This is a genomic window from Rhodococcus sp. 05-2254-6 (assembly GCF_002258565.1).
Classification (GTDB): Bacteria; Actinomycetota; Actinomycetes; order Mycobacteriales; family Mycobacteriaceae; genus Rhodococcoides.
In genome coordinates, this window is the sequence record NZ_NOZF01000153.1 from 22,901 (window position 1) to 41,910 (window position 19,010).

At 65.7% G+C, this 19,010-nt stretch carries 18 protein-coding genes; 9 read left to right on the forward strand and 9 right to left on the reverse strand.

The window, feature by feature from the left end:
- Positions 1 to 73 precede the first annotated feature (73 nt).
- Positions 74 to 1,243, forward strand: coding sequence for an aminotransferase class V-fold PLP-dependent enzyme (locus CH256_RS21045; RefSeq protein ID WP_094670518.1), 1,170 nt, complete (start codon positions 74 to 76; stop codon positions 1,241 to 1,243).
- On the opposite strand, the gene CH256_RS21050 is transcribed toward CH256_RS21045, so the two are convergent.
- Positions 1,221 to 2,153 carry a DMT family transporter gene (locus CH256_RS21050; RefSeq protein ID WP_068049813.1) on the reverse strand — a complete coding sequence of 311 codons (933 nt, stop codon included), beginning with the start codon at positions 2,151 to 2,153 and terminating at the stop codon, positions 1,221 to 1,223. The two genes, CH256_RS21045 and CH256_RS21050, sit on opposite strands and share 23 nt — an antisense overlap.
- Before the next feature lie 73 nt (positions 2,154 to 2,226).
- Here CH256_RS21050 and CH256_RS21055 point away from each other — a divergent pair, with 73 nt between their 5' ends.
- From CH256_RS21055 to pth, 3 genes are all read left to right on the forward strand, one after another.
- Positions 2,227 to 2,805: a TetR/AcrR family transcriptional regulator gene (locus tag CH256_RS21055; protein ID WP_068049811.1), complete on the forward strand. Its 579-nt coding sequence runs from the start codon at positions 2,227 to 2,229 to the stop codon at positions 2,803 to 2,805.
- A gap of 242 nt (positions 2,806 to 3,047) precedes the next feature.
- Positions 3,048 to 3,725, forward strand: a complete 678-nt coding sequence (locus CH256_RS21060) for a 50S ribosomal protein L25/general stress protein Ctc (protein ID WP_068049809.1) — start codon at positions 3,048 to 3,050, stop codon at positions 3,723 to 3,725.
- Positions 3,726 to 3,815: 90 nt separating this feature from the next.
- Complete coding sequence (pth, locus tag CH256_RS21065; protein WP_256989504.1) at positions 3,816 to 4,418, forward strand: aminoacyl-tRNA hydrolase; 603 nt, start codon at positions 3,816 to 3,818, stop codon at positions 4,416 to 4,418.
- 94 nt (positions 4,419 to 4,512) lie between these two features.
- Here the strand turns inward: pth and CH256_RS21070 are convergent, their stop codons facing one another.
- Positions 4,513 to 6,147 carry a fatty acyl-AMP ligase gene (locus CH256_RS21070; protein ID WP_094670520.1) on the reverse strand — a complete coding sequence of 545 codons (1,635 nt, stop codon included), beginning with the start codon at positions 6,145 to 6,147 and terminating at the stop codon, positions 4,513 to 4,515.
- A gap of 146 nt (positions 6,148 to 6,293) precedes the next feature.
- On the opposite strand from CH256_RS21070, the gene CH256_RS21075 reads away from it, so the two are divergent.
- The 3 genes from CH256_RS21075 to CH256_RS21085 all read left to right on the forward strand — a co-directional run bounded on the left by CH256_RS21075 (position 6,294) and on the right by CH256_RS21085 (position 9,455).
- A complete protein-coding gene (locus tag CH256_RS21075) occupies positions 6,294 to 7,988 on the forward strand; it encodes a peptide chain release factor 3 (protein WP_037192020.1) in 1,695 nt (564 codons plus the stop codon).
- 6 nt (positions 7,989 to 7,994) lie between these two features.
- Positions 7,995 to 8,648 (forward strand): nicotinamide riboside transporter PnuC, encoded by a 654-nt coding sequence (pnuC, locus tag CH256_RS21080; RefSeq protein ID WP_094670521.1) that lies wholly within the window; start codon positions 7,995 to 7,997, stop codon positions 8,646 to 8,648.
- Between the two features lie 147 nt (positions 8,649 to 8,795).
- Complete coding sequence (locus CH256_RS21085; RefSeq protein WP_068049833.1) at positions 8,796 to 9,455, forward strand: hypothetical protein; 660 nt, start codon at positions 8,796 to 8,798, stop codon at positions 9,453 to 9,455.
- A gap of 10 nt (positions 9,456 to 9,465) precedes the next feature.
- On the opposite strand, the gene CH256_RS21090 is transcribed toward CH256_RS21085, so the two are convergent.
- From CH256_RS21090 to CH256_RS21105, 4 genes are all read right to left on the reverse strand, one after another.
- Positions 9,466 to 10,464 carry an enoyl-CoA hydratase/isomerase family protein gene (locus CH256_RS21090; protein ID WP_094670522.1) on the reverse strand — a complete coding sequence of 333 codons (999 nt, stop codon included), beginning with the start codon at positions 10,462 to 10,464 and terminating at the stop codon, positions 9,466 to 9,468.
- A 45-nt stretch (positions 10,465 to 10,509) separates the two neighbouring features.
- On the reverse strand, positions 10,510 to 11,193 hold the full coding sequence (locus CH256_RS21095) for a DUF4166 domain-containing protein (RefSeq protein WP_094639566.1): 684 nt from the start codon (positions 11,191 to 11,193) through the stop codon (positions 10,510 to 10,512).
- A 110-nt stretch (positions 11,194 to 11,303) separates the two neighbouring features.
- Positions 11,304 to 13,100 carry an ABC-F family ATP-binding cassette domain-containing protein gene (locus CH256_RS21100; protein ID WP_094639565.1) on the reverse strand — a complete coding sequence of 599 codons (1,797 nt, stop codon included), beginning with the start codon at positions 13,098 to 13,100 and terminating at the stop codon, positions 11,304 to 11,306.
- A complete protein-coding gene (locus CH256_RS21105; protein ID WP_094670523.1) occupies positions 13,100 to 14,035 on the reverse strand; it encodes a 4-(cytidine 5'-diphospho)-2-C-methyl-D-erythritol kinase in 936 nt (311 codons plus the stop codon). Before CH256_RS21105 ends, CH256_RS21100 begins: the two co-directional genes overlap by 1 nt.
- A 181-nt stretch (positions 14,036 to 14,216) precedes the next feature.
- On the opposite strand from CH256_RS21105, the gene CH256_RS21110 reads away from it, so the two are divergent.
- Positions 14,217 to 15,206 (forward strand): helix-turn-helix transcriptional regulator, encoded by a 990-nt coding sequence (locus tag CH256_RS21110; RefSeq protein ID WP_094670524.1) that lies wholly within the window; start codon positions 14,217 to 14,219, stop codon positions 15,204 to 15,206.
- A gap of 12 nt (positions 15,207 to 15,218) precedes the next feature.
- Positions 15,219 to 16,034, forward strand: a complete 816-nt coding sequence (locus CH256_RS21115; protein WP_068049797.1) for a DNA/RNA non-specific endonuclease — start codon at positions 15,219 to 15,221, stop codon at positions 16,032 to 16,034.
- Between the two features lie 10 nt (positions 16,035 to 16,044).
- Here CH256_RS21115 and rsmA read toward each other — a convergent pair whose 3' ends face one another.
- The 3 genes from rsmA to CH256_RS21130 all read right to left on the reverse strand — a co-directional run.
- The gene (gene rsmA / locus CH256_RS21120; RefSeq protein ID WP_094670525.1) at positions 16,045 to 16,920 is read right to left on the reverse strand and encodes a 16S rRNA (adenine(1518)-N(6)/adenine(1519)-N(6))-dimethyltransferase RsmA; all 876 of its coding nucleotides are present in this window, start codon (positions 16,918 to 16,920) and stop codon (positions 16,045 to 16,047) included.
- Positions 16,921 to 17,005: 85 nt separating this feature from the next.
- Entirely contained in the window at positions 17,006 to 18,133 is a 1,128-nt protein-coding gene (locus CH256_RS21125) for a resuscitation-promoting factor (RefSeq protein WP_094670528.1), read from the reverse strand.
- 101 nt (positions 18,134 to 18,234) lie between these two features.
- A partial coding sequence (locus CH256_RS21130) for a TatD family hydrolase (protein ID WP_094670529.1) occupies positions 18,235 to 19,010 on the reverse strand: 776 nt, incomplete at its 5' end.

Genomic DNA, 19,010 nt, shown 5'->3' on the forward strand with positions numbered 1-19,010 from the left:
GATCCCTCGTCTGATCGAGGCTACCGATTGTGGAACTCTGGTGCCCGAGAGTTCGCTACCGAAAGGACGACCGATGCTTGATCACGACCGCATTCGACGCGACACCCCCGGTGCGTCGGGCCGGGTCTTTCTCGACAGCGCCGGATCGTCTCTACCTCCGACCGTCGTCCTCGATACCGCGATCGAACACCTGCGCCGGGAAGCGGAAATCGGTGGGTACCGGGCCGCGAACGAACGACTCGACGATCTCGCCGCGGTCAAGACCTCGATCGGAACCTTGATCGGAGCCCCGGCAGCGAGCATCGCACTGAGCGATTCTGCGACCAGGGCCTGGACAGACTTCTTCTACTCGGTGCCGCTGTCCCCCGGTGATCGAATACTGCTGGGCGAGGCCGAGTACGCCAGCAACGCGATCTCCGCCCTCCACCGCGCCGAGGTCACCGGCGCAACGGTGGAGATCGTCCCGAGTGACGAATCGGGACGCATCGACGTGCACGCACTCGAATCGATGCTCGACGACCGGGTGAAACTGGTCTCGGTGGTGCACGCCCCCACCAACGGCGGTCTGATCAATCCTGCCCGTGCTGTCGCCGATCTCGCGCACCGCCACGGCGCACTGGTCCTGCTCGACGCCTGCCAGTCCATCGGGCAGATGCGCATCGACGTCGAGGAATTGGGAGTCGATGCTCTCTCGGCCACCGGCCGCAAATGGCTGCGCGGCCCCCGCGGAACCGGCTTCCTCTACCTGCGACCGGGATTGGCGTCGACACTGCATCCGCCGGCCCTCGACCTGCACAGCGCTCAATGGGTCGACCGACAGACGTACCGAATGGCCGACGATGCCACGCGATTCGAGTTCTGGGAATGCGACATCGCGGCCAGGCTCGCGCTCGGGGCGGCCGTCGACTATCTCCTCGAGCTCGGCGTCGACCAGGTCGAGGAGGCCGTTGTCGAACGTGCCGAATACCTGCGGGCCGGGCTCCGGAAGATCCCCGGAGTGACCGTGCACGACCTCGGCGACCGCAAGAACGGCATCGTCTCGTTCACCGTGGACGGCGAAGATCCCGTGGCCGTGCGCGACCGACTCGGGGAGCGCGGGGTGACCGTGACCGTCAGCCATCGCAGCTCGACCCGCCTGGACATGACCGGCCGGGGGCTCGACGCGGTCGTTCGTGCATCTCCCCACTATTTCGTCACATTCGCCGAATTGGACACGATGCTCACTGCGCTCGCAGGTGCGTGACCGGTTTTTGGTCGTTCCGCAGGCTCCATTCCGGGCTCGTAGCAGGGGTTGACGTTCCGCTCACATAGGCGGCCACACCGACTGCGGAGATCACCAGCCCACCGAGTCCGAGCCAGGTGATCGCGTCGCCGAACATGATCCAGGCCCACACCATCGTCGTCGGCGGGGTCAGGTAGAGCAACACGCTGGCGCGGGTGGGCCCGTTGCGACGCACCACGAACAGGTACGCGCCGTACGCACCGAAGGTCGAGAGCACGACCGTCCACGCCACGGCCGCCCAGAAGCCCGTCGTCATGGGCGGTGCGACATCACCGGCCAACGCGCTCCACGTCATGAAACCGACTGCACTGATGGAACATTGGATGGCCATCGACAGTGCGATCGGTTCCTTCGGTGCCAGCACTCGCTGACCGATCGTGCCCATCGACAGAGCCAGCATTCCGGCCGCCGGTAGTAGATAGACGGGCCAGGCGAGGTCGGCACCGGACAGGTCCCCCAGCACCACCAGCGAGACACCCGCGATGCCGACGACGAGCCCCAGACTCTGCCGTCCTCCGACGCGTTCGGCGAAGATCCTGCTCGACGCCGTCGCGACGACCAGCGGCTGAAGTGCGGCGATCAATGCGGCGACTCCAGGCGGCACTCCCATCCCGATCCCGGTGATCGTGGCACCGAGGTACAGGAACTGACAGAAGAGGCCGAGGACTGCGTGGATTCGGATGGCACGCCAGGTGGGGGTCAGCCTGCGATATCGGCACCAGGCGATCAGTAGCACCGCAGCCGCGACATAACGCCAGGCCAGCAGAGTGTGCGCGGGGGCTTCGGCTGTACCGAGTTCGGCTCCGATGAAGCCCGAACTCCACAGCACCACCAGGGCCGTACCTGCGACGGCGTCGACATTCGCTTTCATGCTGCGAGGTAAACATACAGGTCTGTATACTTGCAGTGCACCTGCTTCTCACCAGCGCTTTCGGAAGGCAACCATGCTCGACAAGCCCCTCACCCCCGCCGGAGAACGCATCCTGACCGTCGCGAGCGAGCTGTTCTACGCGCGCGGCATCCGAGCCGTCGGAGTCGACCTGATCGCTGAGGAGGCCGGCACCACGAAGAAGACCCTGTACGACCGATTCGGCTCCAAGGACGGCCTGGTGCAGCGATACCTCACCCGTCGATACGCTCTGTGGTGCGATCACGTGACGGAATTCGTCGATGCCCTCGAACCCGGTGACACCCGGATCCTCGGGGTGTACGACGCCCTGGACGTCTGGATGCGCGACAACCATCGCGGCTGCGGATTCGTCAACGCCTTCGCCGAGTTCGGCGGCACCGACAGCCCGGTGCTCGCGATCATCGAGTCCGAGAAAGCCTGGACCAGATCGTTGTTCGCGCGACTGGCCACCGAAGCCGGATACCCCGACGCCGAACAGCTGGGAACCCGACTGTCGGTGCTGCACGAGGGTGCCGTGGTCATGGGGACGGCGGGAGCTCGCGATGACGCCATCGTGGTGGCACGGGGCATCGCGTCGGATCTGCTCGCTGCGCTCGCAGGTGCACGGCAGTAACTGCGGTCGTTACGCCGGCTCCACTCCGGGCTCCTAGCAGGGGTCGAGCTTCCACGCACAAGACGTGGTCGTGTATTGTTTCCCAGGTTGTCTCGGCGAGGGTAGATCCGAATCGTTCCGGATCCACCGTAATCGACGCGGCTCGGCCCCGTTGGCCGCGCTCGTTCGTGTCCGCCCCGACGAGCTTGACCGCCCGACGAAGTACGCCGCACGAACCACAGTTATCAGGAGCATGTAGCACCATGGCATCGAAGGTAAACAATCTCACTGCGCAGGTCCGCACCGAATTCGGCAAGGGCGCAGCTCGCCGCGCACGTCGCGACGGCCTCGTTCCCGCCGTTCTGTACGGACACGCCACCGACCCCCAGCACCTCGCGCTGGACGCTCGCGCGTTCGCAGCTGTGCTGCGTAACGACGGCACCAACGCCGTGCTCACCCTCGACATCGACGGCAAGTCGCAGCTGGCGCTGACCAAGTCGATCGTCGTGCACCCGATCCGTCGCAGCATCGAGCACGCCGACCTCCTCGTCCTCAAGAAGGGCGAGCGCGTCACCGTCGAGGTCAACATCATCGTCGAAGGCGATGCCGCGCCCGGCACCCTGGTGGTCACCGACTCCACCTACATCGAGATCGAGGCCGACGCCCTGGAGATCCCGGAGAACTTCGTCATCTCCGTCGAGGACAACCCGATCGATACGCAGTACTACGCAAAGGACGTCGAGCTGCCCGAGGGCGTCACCCTGACGTCCGACCCCGAGCAGCTGCTCGTCAACGTCACCGAGGCACCGTCCGAGGAAGAGCTCGAAGCCGACGGCGAAGGCACCGAGCCGATCTCCGAGGAGGGCGAGGCCGAAACTCAGGAAGAGGCCGAGAGCCACGAGGATTCGGCCGACGAGGAGAGCAAGGACAGCGACAGCTGATCTCGCTCCACCGACCGCGTACGACGCGCTGCTCCCACACCGGGAACAGCGCGTCGTTCGTTTCGAAGGCGTGATGCGACAATGACGAGCGTGAGTGTTGACCCCGTGAGTGCCGAAAGTACAGCGCCTGCCCTGATCGTCGGCCTCGGCAATCCCGGCCCGCAGTACGAAAAGACCCGCCACAACGTCGGTTTCATGGTCGCCGACGCTCTTGCCGGACGCATCGGCGGGGCGTTCTCCTCGCACAAGAAGTCCAATTCCGACGTCGTCCAGGCCCGCCTCGGCGCTCGCTCGGTGATCATCGCCAAGCCGCGGACGTTCATGAATCTCTCGGGCCAGCCGGTGGCTGCGTTGGCGCGATTCTTCTCGATCGAGCCGGCGAACATCGTGGTGGTGCACGACGAGCTGGACATCGACTTCGGTGCTCTGCGACTCAAACTCGGCGGCGGCGAAGGCGGCCACAACGGACTCCGCTCGATCTCCCAGCACCTGAGCACCAAGGACTACCTACGGGTTCGCGTCGGCGTCGGGAGGCCACCGGGCCGAATGGATCCGGCGTCGTTCGTGCTCAAGCCGTTCTCGGCGGCCGAGCGCAAGGATCTCGGCGTCGTCGTCGAGGAAGCCGCGGACGCCGCGGAGCTGCTGCTGTCGGCCGGACTGGAAGCGGCGCAGAATCGGGTGCACCCGCGCTGAACCTCACACCCCTGTTGTGAGGCGCGCGCCTGTTCTCGCGTCCGAACGCAGGCGCGCACCCCGCAGAAAGGGTGTGAGGTCCCCGCCGTTCGCGTCAGTTCAGTAGCGACGCCGAATTCGCCCGTCGCAGTTTGCCGCTCGACGTCTTCGGAATGCTGCCCGGCCCCAACACCGCAACGGTTCGCGGTCGCACACCCACCTCCGAGTGCACCGCGTGGATCACTTCACGTTCGATGCGTTTGACCTCGTCCGGCTTGTCGATGTCGTTGGTTTCCACTGCCACAGCGAAGCTTTCGCGTTTCTCACCGGCATCGAGCCGGATGGCGACGGCATTGCCCGGCCGCACACCGGCAACAGTGCCCGCGGCCCGTTCGATGTCGGTGGGATAGATGTTGCGACCACCCATGATGATGACGTCCTTGATACGTCCGCAGACGACCACCAGTTCGTCCTCGGTGATGTAGCCGACGTCGCCGGTATCGAGCCAGCCGTCCGCGTCGACCGTCGACACCGGGCCTTCGACGGTGATGTAGCCGGGGGTGACGGCCTTACCCCGCACCTCGATGATGCCCACGCCGCGAGCGGTGAGCACCTGTCCCTCCTTGTCGACGACGCGTCCCTCCAATCCGGGAACGAACTTGCCGAGCGTCGCGAGCGAACGGGTGTTGCCACGGGTCGACGGGACGGCGCGACCGAGGGTCTCGAGCAGGTCCGCGTCGACCACATCGATCACCTGTCCCTGATCGGGATCCGGAATCGACACTGCGAGAGTCGTTTCCGCCATTCCGTAGACCGGGGCCAGAGCCAGCGGGTTGAGCTTGTACGGGGCCCCGGCCTCGGCGAGCGCGGTCATGGTGTCCGGGTCGACCGGCTCGGCTCCGTTCCAGGCATAGCGCAGAGTGGACAGGTCGAGATCCAGATCGTCCTCGGCCTGACGCAGCCGCCGCGCCAGCAGCGAGTACGCGAAGTTCGGTGCTGCGGTGACGGTTCCGCGGTACTTGTGAATCAGCTTGGCCCACAACAGCGGCGAGCGCAGGAAGTCCAGTGGAGTGATGCTGACGACCTCGGCGCCGACCTGCATCGGCACCGACAGAAAGCCCACCATTCCCATGTCGTGGAACAGCGGCAGCCAGCTGACCATCACGTCGGAATCGACATCGAATTCGATGCGATCGATCATGGCGTAAGCATTGACGTAGAAGTTCTCGTGTGTGATCCGCACGGCCTTCGGCGAACCGGTCGAGCCGGACGTCAGTTGCTGCAGCGCGATGTCGGACTCGGCCGTCGGCACCGGATCGATATCGCGACCGGTCTTCATGTCCTCGATCTTCAGCACGGTGATTCCGCGCTCCTCGAGCAGGGGTGCGGCGATGTCGAACGGTGCCCCGAGAATCACGGCCTTGGCCTCGATCATCCGCACAACGGTCTCGGTGTCCTCGCCCCAGACGGCGAGGTCGGTCCGCGGAGTGGGCTGGTGCAGCATCGTCACCGATCCCCCGCGCATCCACGTCGCCTGGCACGCAGGCGCTATGTCCACCGGCTGACCGGCCAGAATCCCGATCGCGTCCCCGTGTTCGACGCCTGCGTCGGCCAGAGCCCCGGCCATTCGCCGCGCCTGCTCGTGGATCTCACCCCAGGACTGCCGAAGCGCCTCGTCGGGCTCGCCGGTCACCAGACCGTGCTTGCTGGTGCTCGCGGTCTCGAACATCTCTTCGGTGAACTTGCTCAACGCACGTCTCCTCGTGAGGGATCTCCCGGCCTACCGTTCACAGTAGGCACTCCCGCCCCGACCGAGGGGAACAACGGGCCGCGTATCCTTTGATTTTGCCCCGGCCACTCTTTCGGTGCCGCCCTTGCTACGAGAATGAGGTCTTCGTGAGTACCCCGTCCAGCACCCCCGACGTCGACGCAACGCTCGAAGGGTCCGGACCGGCTGCGCTCGACGAGTCCGGGACCACCCGAGGCCAGGCCAAAGAGCTCGAGACCGAGGTCGCGAGGCGTCGAACATTCGCGGTGATCTCGCACCCCGACGCCGGTAAGTCGACGCTCACCGAAGCCCTCGCCCTGCATGCCCGTGTCATCTCCGAGGCCGGTGCCATCCACGGCAAGGCCGGCCGCCGCTCCACCGTCTCCGACTGGATGGAGATGGAGAAGGCCCGCGGTATCTCGGTGAGTTCGACTGCGCTGCAGTTCAATTACCAGACCTCCCCCGACGCCGAGATCACCAACGTCATCAACCTCGTCGACACTCCCGGCCACGCCGACTTCTCCGAGGACACCTACCGCGTGCTGACCGCCGTCGACGCGGCCGTGATGCTGATCGACGCCGCCAAGGGACTCGAACCGCAGACGCTCAAGCTTTTCCAGGTGTGCCGGCAGTTCGGCATCCCGGTCATCACCGTCATCAACAAGTGGGACCGCCCGGGCCAGTCGCCGCTCGAGCTGCTCGACGAGATCGAGTCGCGAATCGGCCTGACGCCGACGCCTCTCTACTGGCCCGTCGGGATCGCCGGTGACTTCCGCGGCCTGCTCGACGTGCAGGACGGCAGCTACATACGCTTCACCCGCACCGCTGGTGGCGCGACCATCGCTCCCGAGGAATTCATGACGGCCGAGGCCGCCGCCGAACGTGAGGGCGTCGACTGGGACACCGCCGTCGAGGAGAGCGATCTGCTGATCTCGAGCGGTCAACAGCACGATCAGGAGATGTTCCTGGCCGGCCAGACGTCGCCGGTGATCTTCGGCTCCGCGATGCTCAACTTCGGCGTTCGGCAGATTCTCGACACCCTCGTGGCCCTCGCGCCGTCACCCGGCCCGCGTGACGACGTCTCCGGCGGCGTACGCGAGGTCACCGACCCGTTCAGCGCCGTCGTGTTCAAGGTGCAGGCGGGCATGGACACCGCGCACCGCGACCGACTGGCGTTCATGCGCGTGGTGTCCGGAGTGTTCGAGCGCGGCATGGTCGTCACCCACTCGCAAACCAAGAAGCCGTTCACCACCAAGTACGCGTTGACGGTGTTCGGTCGCGATCGTACGACCGTCGAGAACGCCTACCCGGGAGACATCGTCGGCCTGGTCAACGCGACCGCGCTCGCCCCGGGTCACACGCTCTACACCGACAAGAAGGTCGAGTTCCCGCCCATTCCGTCGTTCGCACCCGAGCACTTCTCGGCACTGCGCGTCGACAGCGCCGACAAGTACAAGAAGTTCCGCCGCGCCGTCGAGCAACTCGATTCCGAGGGCGTCGTTCAGGTGCTGCGCAACGACATTCGCGGCGACGCGTCCCCCGTGCTCGCCGCCGTCGGACCCATGCAGTTCGAGGTGGTCACCGCACGCATGAAGACCGAGTTCGGCGTCGACGCTCGAATGGAACCGCTCGGATACTCCCTTGCTCGACGCACCGATGCAGCCTCGGCCGTCGAACTGGGTCGCCAACGCGGTGTCGAGGTCTTCACTCGCACCGACGGCGCGCTGTTGGCACTGGTGAGCGACAAGTGGCGTCTGCAGTACATCCAGAAGGAGATGCCCGAGCTCACCCTCGAACCGCTCGTCGCCGCGGGTGATCAGTAGCAACCCGTGCTGATCGATCTGCTCGACGCAGAATTCTCCGTTCTGGGGCACCCGATTCTGTGGCGTGAGGTGGTCGGCAACGGTTTCGGCTTGCTCTCGGCGATCGGGGGAATGCGACGCGTCGTGTGGGCGTGGCCGGTCGGGATCATCGGAAATGCACTGCTGTTCACCGTTTTTCTCGGCGGCGTGTTCCATACTCCGCAGGCACTCGATCTGTACGGCCAGGCCGGGCGACAGCTGATGTTCATCGCCGTGAGCGTCTACGGGTTGATGCGCTGGCTGCGCGATTCGAAGCGGTCCGGGGCCGCGGTTCTGCCGCGATGGGGCACGGCGCGGGAGCGGACGGCGATGCTCGTCGTCGCGATCGTCGGCACGGTGGTGTTCGCGCAACTGTTCGGCTACCTCGGTTCGTTCGGCAAGTGGGCCGACGCGTGGATCTTCACCGGATCCATGCTGGCGACCTTCGGAATGGCCCGTGGGCTCACCGAGTTCTGGCTGATCTGGATAGCGGTGGACATCGTGGGTGTTCCGCTGCTGATCGTCGCCGGGTTCTATCCGTCCGCGGTTCTCTACCTCGTGTACGCCGCGTTCGTGGCCTGGGGATTCGCTGTGTGGTTCAGGATCCAGAACAAGAACTTCGGTCAAAAAATAGCGTCGTAAACAATCGTGATGCTACTCTCAGCCTGTCCGAACAAACTTCGAGTACGTTTCTGCGTGCTCGACGCCGAGTAGCCCGTCCTGATCGATACCCGATCGTGACATCTCGGCGCGGAACCACCTGGGAATCACGATGAAGTGGAAAACGACATGACAAAGGGATCGAACTACCCACTGGCCGGGATCAAGGTCGGTGGCGCTCCCGCGCATCGTTTGGCGACGCCGCCGAAGTCCGACTCCGCTTCACCCGCCGGTGGCCGCACCGATTCTTCGGCGGCAGCGCCCGCCGAGAAGGCGGTCGAGACCCCGTCCACCGAGAAGTCGGAGGCAGTGGTCACGTCCACCGAGAAGGCGTCCGCAACAACGCCTGCACCAGCAACGTCGTCCGACACGGATTCAACGACCCCCCGCGCGGATCGACGTCGTCCAGAGAAGCCCGCCACGGAATCGAACGAGGTTGAAGTGACTACAAGCGATCAGATCTCAGAACACGGCCTGCCCACCAACGGCCGCTCCACGTCTCACGGCTCCACCGCCTCGCCGTCGCTCGGTCGTGGCCAGGGACCCGACCGTCGCACCGCCATGGGTGTCGCCTCGGTACGCATCGCGGGACGCTTGACCCAGAACGAGCTCGGCAGCCGCACCGGCGACATCCGCACCCCCGACACCTCCGTCGGCCCCGACGAGCTGCTCCAGCTCCTCGGCGAATACCTCGTCTCGGGTGGCCTGCAGAACCCCGAGATCCACGTGCGCTCCAACGGCCAGACCATCGTGCTGGACCTGCAGAACCCCGCCAAGGGCTACCGCTGACCCGTACCGGTCACAGCAGCTGCTGGAATGCCTCTGGTCGCACCATCTCGAGCACCAGAGGCTTCCATTGCGGCGCTCGGTCCTTGTCGACCAACACTGCACGAACACCCTCGGCGAAGTCCGGTTCGGTGATGATCCACGTCGCCATCCGCAACTCCCGATCGAGGCATTCACGCAACGTGCTGTCTGCTCCGCGTGCGATCAGCGCGTCGGTGGCCATCAGAGATGTCGGCGACAGCGTCGCCAACTGGGTCTTCGTCGTCCGCGACCACGGTGTGTCGCACACCAGTGCGTCGATGATGTCGACGAGCGATTCCTTTTCGAACACCGCTGCCACCGCCTCCGCGTCGAACGACAGCTCGGTCGTCGACGGCGCAGTGGTGTATCGATTCAACACCTCGTCGACGGCAACGCCGGCGAGTATGTCTGTTTTCAGGCTCTCCACCGAGTCACTGGGGCAGAAGTGCGTCGCCAATCCCAGTGCGAGCGCATCGGATCCGGAGATACGAGTTCCCGTCAGCGCCAGGTACCGTCCGACATGGCCCGGCAGGCGCGACAGAAAATAGCTCGACCCGACATCCGGCACGAACCCGATCGCCGTCTCCGGCATGGCCAACACGGCGTTCTCGGTGACGATGCGGATGCTGCCGTGAATCGAAATGCCCAATCCACCGCCGAAAGCCGCGGCTTCGATCACGGCGATGTACGGCTTGGGGTAGTTCGCGATCAGTTCGTCGAGGTCGTACTCCGCCGCGAAATACGCCGGGCCGGCCTCGTTGTCACCGTCGACGACGGCCTGCCGAATCGCCTTGATGTCCCCGCCTGCACAGAATGCCCTGGGTGAACTGCTCGTCACCAGAACGGACGTGACCGCATCGTCGTCTCGCCACGCGTCGAGTGCGGTGCGGATGCCCTCGATCATCGCACCGTTCAACGAGTTCAGAGCCTCCGGCCGGTTCAGGACGATATGCCCTACTCCGCCCACGATCTCGGCTTCGACAACGGCCACTGTTGACTCCTTCACACGCAGATCGTTCGACGCGTAACAGTAGCGCTATTCGCGAGACTCGACCGACCGCGGACGCGCGTCATCGGGAATGTCGGCGGCGAGACAGGGCCGCTCTTCCGCAGTGAACCACCCTCGATAGAGAAACAGCTGTCCGAGCACCGGACTCTTCACCTCGATCTCGATGCGATGCCGCTCCTCGGCCGCATCCCACCACTCCCGACCGATCGTCACTGCCGACGCCACCTTGGGCAACTTCGGTGCCAGCGGGCCGAGCAGGAATCGCGGCACCTCGCTCTCGAGGATCAGCCCGCCATCGGCATCGACCTCACACCTGGTGTGCACCACCATGTCCGAAGAGAAACCCAGATAGTCCAGGGCATATGCGTCGGACTCGGCGGAGGACACCATCACCGAGTTCATCCCCTGCGGGCGACCCGCGAAAGCGAAGCGACGCACGAAAGACATTGTCTCGCGGCCCAATTCGTCGACATACGCATAGTTGGCAATGGTGAACGGCACGTCCTTGCCGACACCGGCGGGAAAGAGACCGCGCTTGCGTCCGGCCCACAGCAACGGCGGCGGCACCAGCCGAGAATGCGTCATCTCCTCCATCACGCCCACTCCGAACTGAGCGAGATCGTCCGAGGACTGCAATCCGAAGCGCCACTGAACCTTGGGATGCAGACGGGCAAAATCCGAACCGAGTACTTCCGCGACGACCGATGTCATGACCCCAGTATGCGCTGCGCGCACGTGCACGAAACTTCGTAGCAGGCTACGAGCCAGGAGTGGAGCCTGCGGAACGACCCGTTACTCAGCTAGTCACATGCGGCTCCGCACTACTCCAACTCGGCGGCCAGTTCCATCCATCGTTCCTCGGCGACATCCTTGTCGGCGAGGACCTGCTTGAGTTCGGTGTCGAGGGCGACGAGCTTGCCCTGCTCGGTGGACGCGTCGACGAGTTCGGCGTGCAGTTCGACCTCACGCTTGGAGAGCCGGAGGACGAGCTTCTCGAGCTTGCTGAGTTCCTTACGGGCAGCGCGCTCGGAGGCCGCATCACGGGTGGCTTTGCGCGGCGCACTTCCGGTGGTCAGCGAGTCCGGCGTCGCGTCGGCGGCGAGGACGGCCCGCCTGCGCAGGTACTCCTCGATGCCGCCTGGCAGGTTGGTGAGCTTGCCGTCGCCGAACAGAGCCCACGTGGAATCACAGATGCGCTCGATCAGGTACCGATCGTGACTGATGACGACGAGAGTGCCCGCCCAGCCGTCGAGGATGTCCTCGAGCTGCTGGAGGGTGTCGATGTCCAGATCGTTGGTGGGCTCGTCGAGCAACAGCACGTTCGGCTCGGCCATCAACACGCGAGTGAGCTGCAGCCGACGACGCTCGCCACCGGAGAGATCTCCGACGGGAGTGCGTTGACGCGCCGGGGTGAAACCGAGCCGCTCCGCGAGCTGCCCCGCAGAAATCTCTCTGTCGCCCAGCGTGATCCGCTCGGCCACTTCCTTGACCGCGTCGAGAACACGCAGCTTCTTGGGTAGGTCGTCCAATTCCTGCTTCAGCCAACCGATCTTGACGGTCTGGCCCTGGATGCGCTTGCCGGCAGCAGGCTGCAGTTCACCGGCGAGCGTGCGGAGCATGGTCGTCTTGCCCGAACCGTTGACGCCGACGAGACCGACGCGCTCACCGGGAGCCAGGCGCCAGGTGAAGTCCTTCACCAATTCGCGGCCGTCGGGGGTCTCGAGGCGCGCGTCCTCGAGTTCGATGACGACCTTGCCGAGCCGGCGCTGAGCGAACGAGGACAACGCGACGGAGTCACGCGGGGCGGGAACGTCGGCGATCAGAGCCTCGGCCGCCTCGATGCGGTACTTCGGCTTGGAGGTACGGGCCGGGGCACCGCGGCGCAGCCAGGCCAGTTCCTTGCGCGCGAGGTTGCGTCGACGCTCCTCGGACGCGTCGGCCTGACGGGACCGCTCGGCCCGGGCGAACACCCAGTCGTTGTAACCACCCTCGTAGGCCTCGACGCCGCCACCGACCACTTCCCACGTGCGATTGGCGACGGTGTCGAGGAACCAGCGATCGTGGGTGACGACCACCAGCGCACTGCGACGGCTGACCAGGTGCGCAGCCAACCACTGCACGCCCTCGACGTCGAGGTGGTTGGTCGGCTCGTCGAGCACCAGCAGGTCCAGATCCTGAACCAGGGCCGCTGCCAACGCAACTCGTCGACGCTCGCCGCCCGAGAGGTTGTCGATCGGCGCGTCGAGTCCCGAACTACCTGCAGGCCCGAGATCGGCAATACCGATGCCCGTCAGGATGTTTCGCACCCGAGAGTCGCCCGCCCACTCGTGCTCGGCCATTCCGAGGGGGTCGAGGACCACCTGGCCGACGGTAGACCCGGGAGGCAGCACTCCGCGCTGGGTGACGACGGCCATGCGCAGGCCATTGACGCGGCTGACGCGTCCCGAATCGGGCGGCTCGATGCCCGCGAGCACCTCGAGGGTGGTGGTCTTGCCGCCGCCGTTGAGGCCGACCATGCCGATGCGTTCGCCCTCCTGCACGCCGAGGGAGACACCGTCGAGCAGCGGCTTGACGCCGAAGGACTTGCTGACGTTTTCGAGATTGACGAGATTGACCATCAGGAAAAACCAATCGATTCGCTAGTGACAACACGAGCACCGGGAACCGGTCCACTCGCAACACGGACGGTGCGGCACACGCCTGCACCGGACAATTCAGCGCTCACCGACACCGCCGCGTCGGCGTCGGCGCACAGGAACGCGCAGGTGGGGCCCGAGCCGGACACGATGCCCGCCAACGCCCCGGCGGTGACTCCCGCACGCAGCGTGCGACGCAACTGCGGCATCAGCGACACGGCAGCGGCCTGCAGATCGTTGCCGAGCAGCGGCGCGAGCGCACGCGCATCGCCGGACGCCAGCGCATGCATCAGATCCTCGGTGCCGCCGAGGCGAGGCGGATCACCCTTGGCCCGCAGTTCGTCGAGCTCGTTGTAGACGGCAGGCGTTTGCAGACCGCCCTTCGCCAACGCAAGCACCCACTGAAAACTGTTGCGCGAGAGCACCGGAAGCAGCTTCTCCCCGCGACCGGTTCCGACCGCCGTTCCGCCGTGCAACGAGAACGGCACGTCGCTGCCGAGTTGGGCCGCCACCTCGTCGAGCTCGTCGCGCGAGAGATCGAGGTGCCACATCGCGTTCAGTGCCACCAGAGTCGCGGCAGCATCGGCACTTCCGCCTGCCATCCCACCGGCCACCGGAATTCCCTTGTCGATGGTGATCTCCACCGACGGCTCTCGCCCCACCCGATGCCCCAGCAACTCGGCGGCCTTCCACACGAGATTCCGTGAATCGGTGGGAACCACTCTCGCGTCGTCGCCGCGCACCCGAACCGAGAGCGTCTTGGCCGGAACCACCGACAGTTCGTCCGAGAGCGAGAGCGCCTGGAACACCGTCGTCAGCTCGTGAAAGCCATCGGGACGCAGGTCACCGACCGACAGATGCAAATTCACCTTCGACGGGGCCCGAACGACGACGGGTGTGGGAACGACAGACAGCACGAGTAACTACAGTAGTGGAGAAACAGCGACCGAGTTCACCACCAGGGCGGCCTCCGGTGGGTAGTCGATGTGACATTCAGTGACCTTTTCGGGGGTCAATGTCACATTCAGTGGACTTCGGGGCCGCAACGTTCGGCCGATGCGGACTGTAGTTGTCCGCAATGCGTGGCATCGTGACGTCATGAAGGAAACATCGGCTCGGTTGTTGCGGCTGTTGTCTCTGCTGCAGACGCGTCGTGATTGGGCGGGCGCAGAACTGGCGGAGCGACTCGACGTCACTCCTCGGACGCTGCGGCGCGATGTGGACAAGCTGCGCGACATCGGTTACCCGGTCAATGCGACGCCGGGAGTCGGTGGCGGCTATCAACTCGGTCCCGGTGCCGAGATGCCGCCGCTGTTGCTCGACGACGACGAGGCGCTGGCGGTGGCGTTCGGATTGCAGTCGGCGGCCGGTGGCTCGGTGGCGGGCATCGGCGAGGCGTCGTTGCGGGCGTTGACGAAGTTGCGGCAGGTGATGCCGTCGCGCATCCAGCATCGGCTCGACGCGTTGCGGATCGATGTGGTGGAGCAGACCGCGCGTTCGGCAGTGGATGCGTCGGTGCTGTCCACGGTGGCGGCGGTATGTCACGCCCACGAGCGGTTGCGGTTCGACTACCGCAAGCACGACGGTTCCGAGTCCAGGCGCGAGGTGGAGCCGTACAGCCTGGTGCGGGCGGGGGCACGCTGGTATCTGCTGGGTTGGGATGTGCTGCGGGAGGATTGGCGGTCGTATCGAGTGGATCGCCTGGATCCGAAAATTCCGACGGGCCCGCGGTTCACTCCGCGGGAGCTGCCGCCTGGCGGTGCGGCGGCTTTCGTCTCGAAGGGAATCGATCGTGCGTTCACTCAGGTTCAGGCGCGGATCGCGTTGCACGCCCCGATCGAGCAGATCGCCCCGATGATCGACGAGCAATGGGGCACAATGGAATCCATCGACGAGGGCACCTGCGCGGTGGTGTTGGCCGGAGATTCGCTGCCCTCGATCGCGCGGTGGCTCGCAGCGTTCGACACCGATTTCACAGTGCTCGATCCACCGGAACTACGCGAGGAATGCCGCATCGTGGCCGAGCGGCACGCGAGACTGAACGAGCGATACCTGGCGGCGGTTCACCCTCCGGTAACCGGTACGTGAGTCAATGGGCAGATGACGACACCACTCGGTTTCGACCCGAAGTTCCTGGCCGACATCGACGTTCCGTTGCCCGATCGCGCCGATGTGGTGGTTCTTCCGTACACGCACTTCTCGGTGTCCATCGACCCTGCCCGACGCCTCGCCGCGGTCACCGGCGTCAACATCGACGGCGCGAGCCTGCAGGATGTGGGGCGCGGAGACAACTGGCGACTCGACGATCGGCTACCGGCAGCGCAGCAGGCCGGCAACGAGTTGTACCGGAACAACGACCTCGATCGCGGGCATCTGGTTCGCCGGCGAGATCCGGTGTGGGGTGAGCGTGCAGTGGCCGAGCGCGCCAACGAGGACACGTTCCACTACACCGTGTGCGCTCCGCAGACGGCCACGTTGAACCAGTCGAAGACACTGTGGCTGGGGCTCGAGGATTACGTGCTGGGAAACGCCGAGCAGTACGACCGAAAGCTCTCGGTCTTCAGCGGCTGCATCTTCGCCGACGACGATCCGATCTACCGGGGCGTCGCCATTCCGCGGCAGTTCTTCAAGATCGCGGCCTGGTCGCAGGATTCGGCTCCAGCATGCACCGGATACGTTCTCGACCAGTCGCCGTCTCTGGACCCGATCCTCGACAAACCGCTGCGGCTCGAGACCGATCCCCCGCCTCTCGGCCCGTACCGGACCTATCAGGTTCCGGTGGGCGACATCGCGTCGATGACAGGCCTGGACGTGGGCATTCTGATCGACGCCGACCGCTACGCGCCGGTGGCTGCTGCCCGCGAGGGCGCGTCGACGTGGACCGAGCTGACTGCCCTGACGGACATCCACCTGTAGAGAGAGGGCCTCAGGCTTCGGTGGCGGCCAAACGGACGAAGGCTGCGGCGTCGATGGTCTCGCCGCGAGCAGTGGGGTCGATCCCGGCCTCACGCAACCGCCGTTCGGCGGCAACCGGGGAGCCTGCCCACCCGGCCAGGGCTGCTCGTAGGGTCTTGCGTCGCTGCGCGAAGGCGGCATCGATCACCGCGAACACGGCCTTGCGATGCGCGGTGTCGGTCGGCCACGGCGGCTCGGCGTACCGATCGATGCGGACCAACCCCGACTCGACCTTGGGTACCGGCCAGAACACCGAACGGCCCACTGCGCCTGCTCTTTTGACGTCCCCGAAGAATCTGGCCTTGACGCTGGGGATGCCGTAGATCTTGCTTCCCGGTACCGCGGCGAGTCGATCGGCCACCTCGGCCTGGACCATCACCACGGCGACGCGAAGGCTCGGCAATTCCGAGAACAGATGGATCAGTACGGGAACGGCAACGTTGTAGGGCAGGTTGGCCACCAGAGCGGTCGGCTCCCCCGCAATGTCCGCGGCTCGTACGCGCAGCGCGTCGGCCTCGATCACCGTCAGCCGATCGGCCAGAGTGGGGGCCCGGTCGGCCACCGTCGTGGGCAATCGGTTCGCGAGCTTGGGGTCGATCTCGACGGCGATGACGGCCTCGGCCACATCGAGCAGCGCGAGTGTCAGCGATCCGAGGCCGGGGCCGACCTCGAGGACTATGTCCTGCGGGCCCACACCCGCGGAGGCGACGATGCGTCGAACAGTATTGGCGTCGTGCACGAAGTTCTGCCCGAGTTGTTTGGTGGGGCGCACGTCGAGCTCGGCGGCGAGGGAGCGGACTTCGGCAGGACCGAGCAGAGCCGCAGATCCCCTCACATGTTCGGACACGGCGGAAACTCTACGGGGCCAGGAGTGGAGCCCGCGGAACGACCCAGAAACGCAGGAGTGGAGCCCGCGGAACGACCCGGGACAGTCAGCGGTAACCCAGGCGCGAGGTGCAGGCGGGCCATGCGCCCCAGCCCTGCGACTTCTGTGTCACCGACGCGATGGCGATCTGTTCCTCGCGGGTGGCGAGGTCGGCGCGCGGTGCGTACTTGAGTCCGCCCTGGCGTTCCCAGGTGTTCTGGTCGAACTGCACGCCGCCGTAGAAGCCGTTGCCCGTGTTGATCGCCCAGTTGCCGGTCGCCTCGCACTGCGCGAGCGCGTCCCAGATCGCACCGTTCTCCACCGGCGGCACTTCGGTACCCGGCTTCGCTCCGACGCGAACGGTCTTCGGCTGCGCGGGTACCTTGACCGTCTCGTCGACCTTCTCGCGACCGACCTCGACGCCGTTCACCATGTTGATCTTCCAGGTGATGTCGGAGACCCCCGGGGCACCCGGGTTCTCGACGACGGTGCGGCTCATGTTCATCGTCGGATCCTCGATGCGCTGCTCAGGAGCATCGGTGTCCGTGGTTTCGGTCTTGGTGACGGTGCGGTCACGCGTGACGACGATCTCGGCGCCGTCGGTGACGGCTGCGTCGGGATCGGGGCTGACGGTGTCGGCTTCCTCGAGCGGCGCACCCGCTGCTTCGAGGAATTCACGCACGGTCGGTGCGGCCAGGGTGACCGGCGCGGCAGGTGCTCCACCGTCGACGAGCGAGACCTGCTTGGGCAGTGCCACATCGAGTTCGGTGCCGTCGAGCGGCAGCCGCTCCGAGCGCGAGGCGGAGACGTGCACGTCCTCGGCCAGACCGGTCTGCTGCAGAGCTTCCTCGACGGTCAGGGCGGTGGTCCAGATGTTCTCGGGCTGCCCGTCGACGTTCAGCGTGATCTCACGGGCGCGGCGCAGGACCACGGTGTCGCCGTCACTGAGATCGGAGTCCGGCGCGGGAACGACAAGATCCTTGTCCGACGGCGCATAGCCGGCGTCGGCCAGAGCACTGTTGACGTCGGTCTTCATCGTGCTGAGCGAAATCATGTCGCCGTCGACATCGATGGTCACGGTCTTGTGACGGCTCACGGCCATGACGCCACCGGCGACGAGCGTCATCAACAGGGCCGCGACGACCAGGTAGAGCGTGGTCGAACGGGCGGAGTTGAGGCGTCTGATAGTCGACAAGTTTCGTATTCCTGGCGTTTGCGAGCTGACTTCGGCGTCGGAACGCCCGAGTTCGGTCACGGTACGGTAACGAATTAGTACCCACGCCGCAACTTCAGCAGCTACAGGCCGTACACGCGCTCCGCGTTGGCCGTGGCGTGTGCAGCGAGCTCCGCCGGATCCTGGCCACGAATCTCGGCTAGCGCCCGCGCGGTGTACGGCAGGCAGTACGACTCGTTGGGAGCACCGCGGAAGGGATGCGGAGTGAGGAACGGTGCGTCGGTCTCCACCAGCACCAGCTCGTCGGGCACCAGTACCGCGGCCTCCCGCAGTGCGTGCGCGTTCTTGAAACTGACGGTCCCCGAAAAGCTGAGAACGTAGCCGGCGTCGACGCACGCCTTCGCGGTCTCGGGACCGCCGGAGAAGCAGTGGAAGATCACCGTCTTGGGAGCGCCTTCCGTCGTCAGCACGGCGAGCAGGTCCTCGTCGGCCTCGCGATTGTGGATCATCAGCGGCTTACCCAGTCGTTTCGCCAGATCGATGTGCCACCGAAATCCGTCGTGCTGCTCGGCCACCGTGGCGCACCCGTCGAGCTTGCCGGGCCAGTAGTAGTCCAGCCCGGTCTCCCCGACGGCAACCACGCGAGGGTCGGACGCCAATCGCTCGATCTCGGCCTTGGCCGCGTCGTCGAGCACGTTCGCGCGCGTGGGATGGATCGCAACCGCGGCCCACACCCGAGGATCCCAGGACGCCGCGTCGACCGCGAACCGCGCGGCATCGAGATCGTCGGCGATCGTGACCACGCGCGTGACACCGACGGACTCGGCCTTGTCCACGATCGCGGCCACACTCGCCGCGTCGGTCGCCCCACACGCATCGAGGTGGGTGTGCGCGTCGA

Excerpts from the sequence above, each read along its gene's own strand:
- CH256_RS21115 (WP_068049797.1), top strand. The coding sequence starts at position 15,219 with ATGACGACACCACTCGGTTTCGACCCGAAGTTCCTGGCCGACATCGAC.
- CH256_RS21050 (WP_068049813.1), bottom strand. The coding sequence starts at position 2,153 with ATGAAAGCGAATGTCGACGCCGTCGCAGGTACGGCCCTGGTGGTGCTG.
- CH256_RS21110 (WP_094670524.1), top strand. The coding sequence starts at position 14,217 with ATGAAGGAAACATCGGCTCGGTTGTTGCGGCTGTTGTCTCTGCTGCAG.
- CH256_RS21055 (WP_068049811.1), top strand. The coding sequence starts at position 2,227 with ATGCTCGACAAGCCCCTCACCCCCGCCGGAGAACGCATCCTGACCGTC.
- CH256_RS21095 (WP_094639566.1), bottom strand. The coding sequence starts at position 11,193 with ATGACATCGGTCGTCGCGGAAGTACTCGGTTCGGATTTTGCCCGTCTG.
- CH256_RS21060 (WP_068049809.1), top strand. The coding sequence starts at position 3,048 with ATGGCATCGAAGGTAAACAATCTCACTGCGCAGGTCCGCACCGAATTC.
- CH256_RS21100 (WP_094639565.1), bottom strand. The coding sequence starts at position 13,100 with ATGGTCAATCTCGTCAATCTCGAAAACGTCAGCAAGTCCTTCGGCGTC.
- CH256_RS21085 (WP_068049833.1), top strand. The coding sequence starts at position 8,796 with ATGACAAAGGGATCGAACTACCCACTGGCCGGGATCAAGGTCGGTGGC.
- CH256_RS21045 (WP_094670518.1), top strand. The coding sequence starts at position 74 with ATGCTTGATCACGACCGCATTCGACGCGACACCCCCGGTGCGTCGGGC.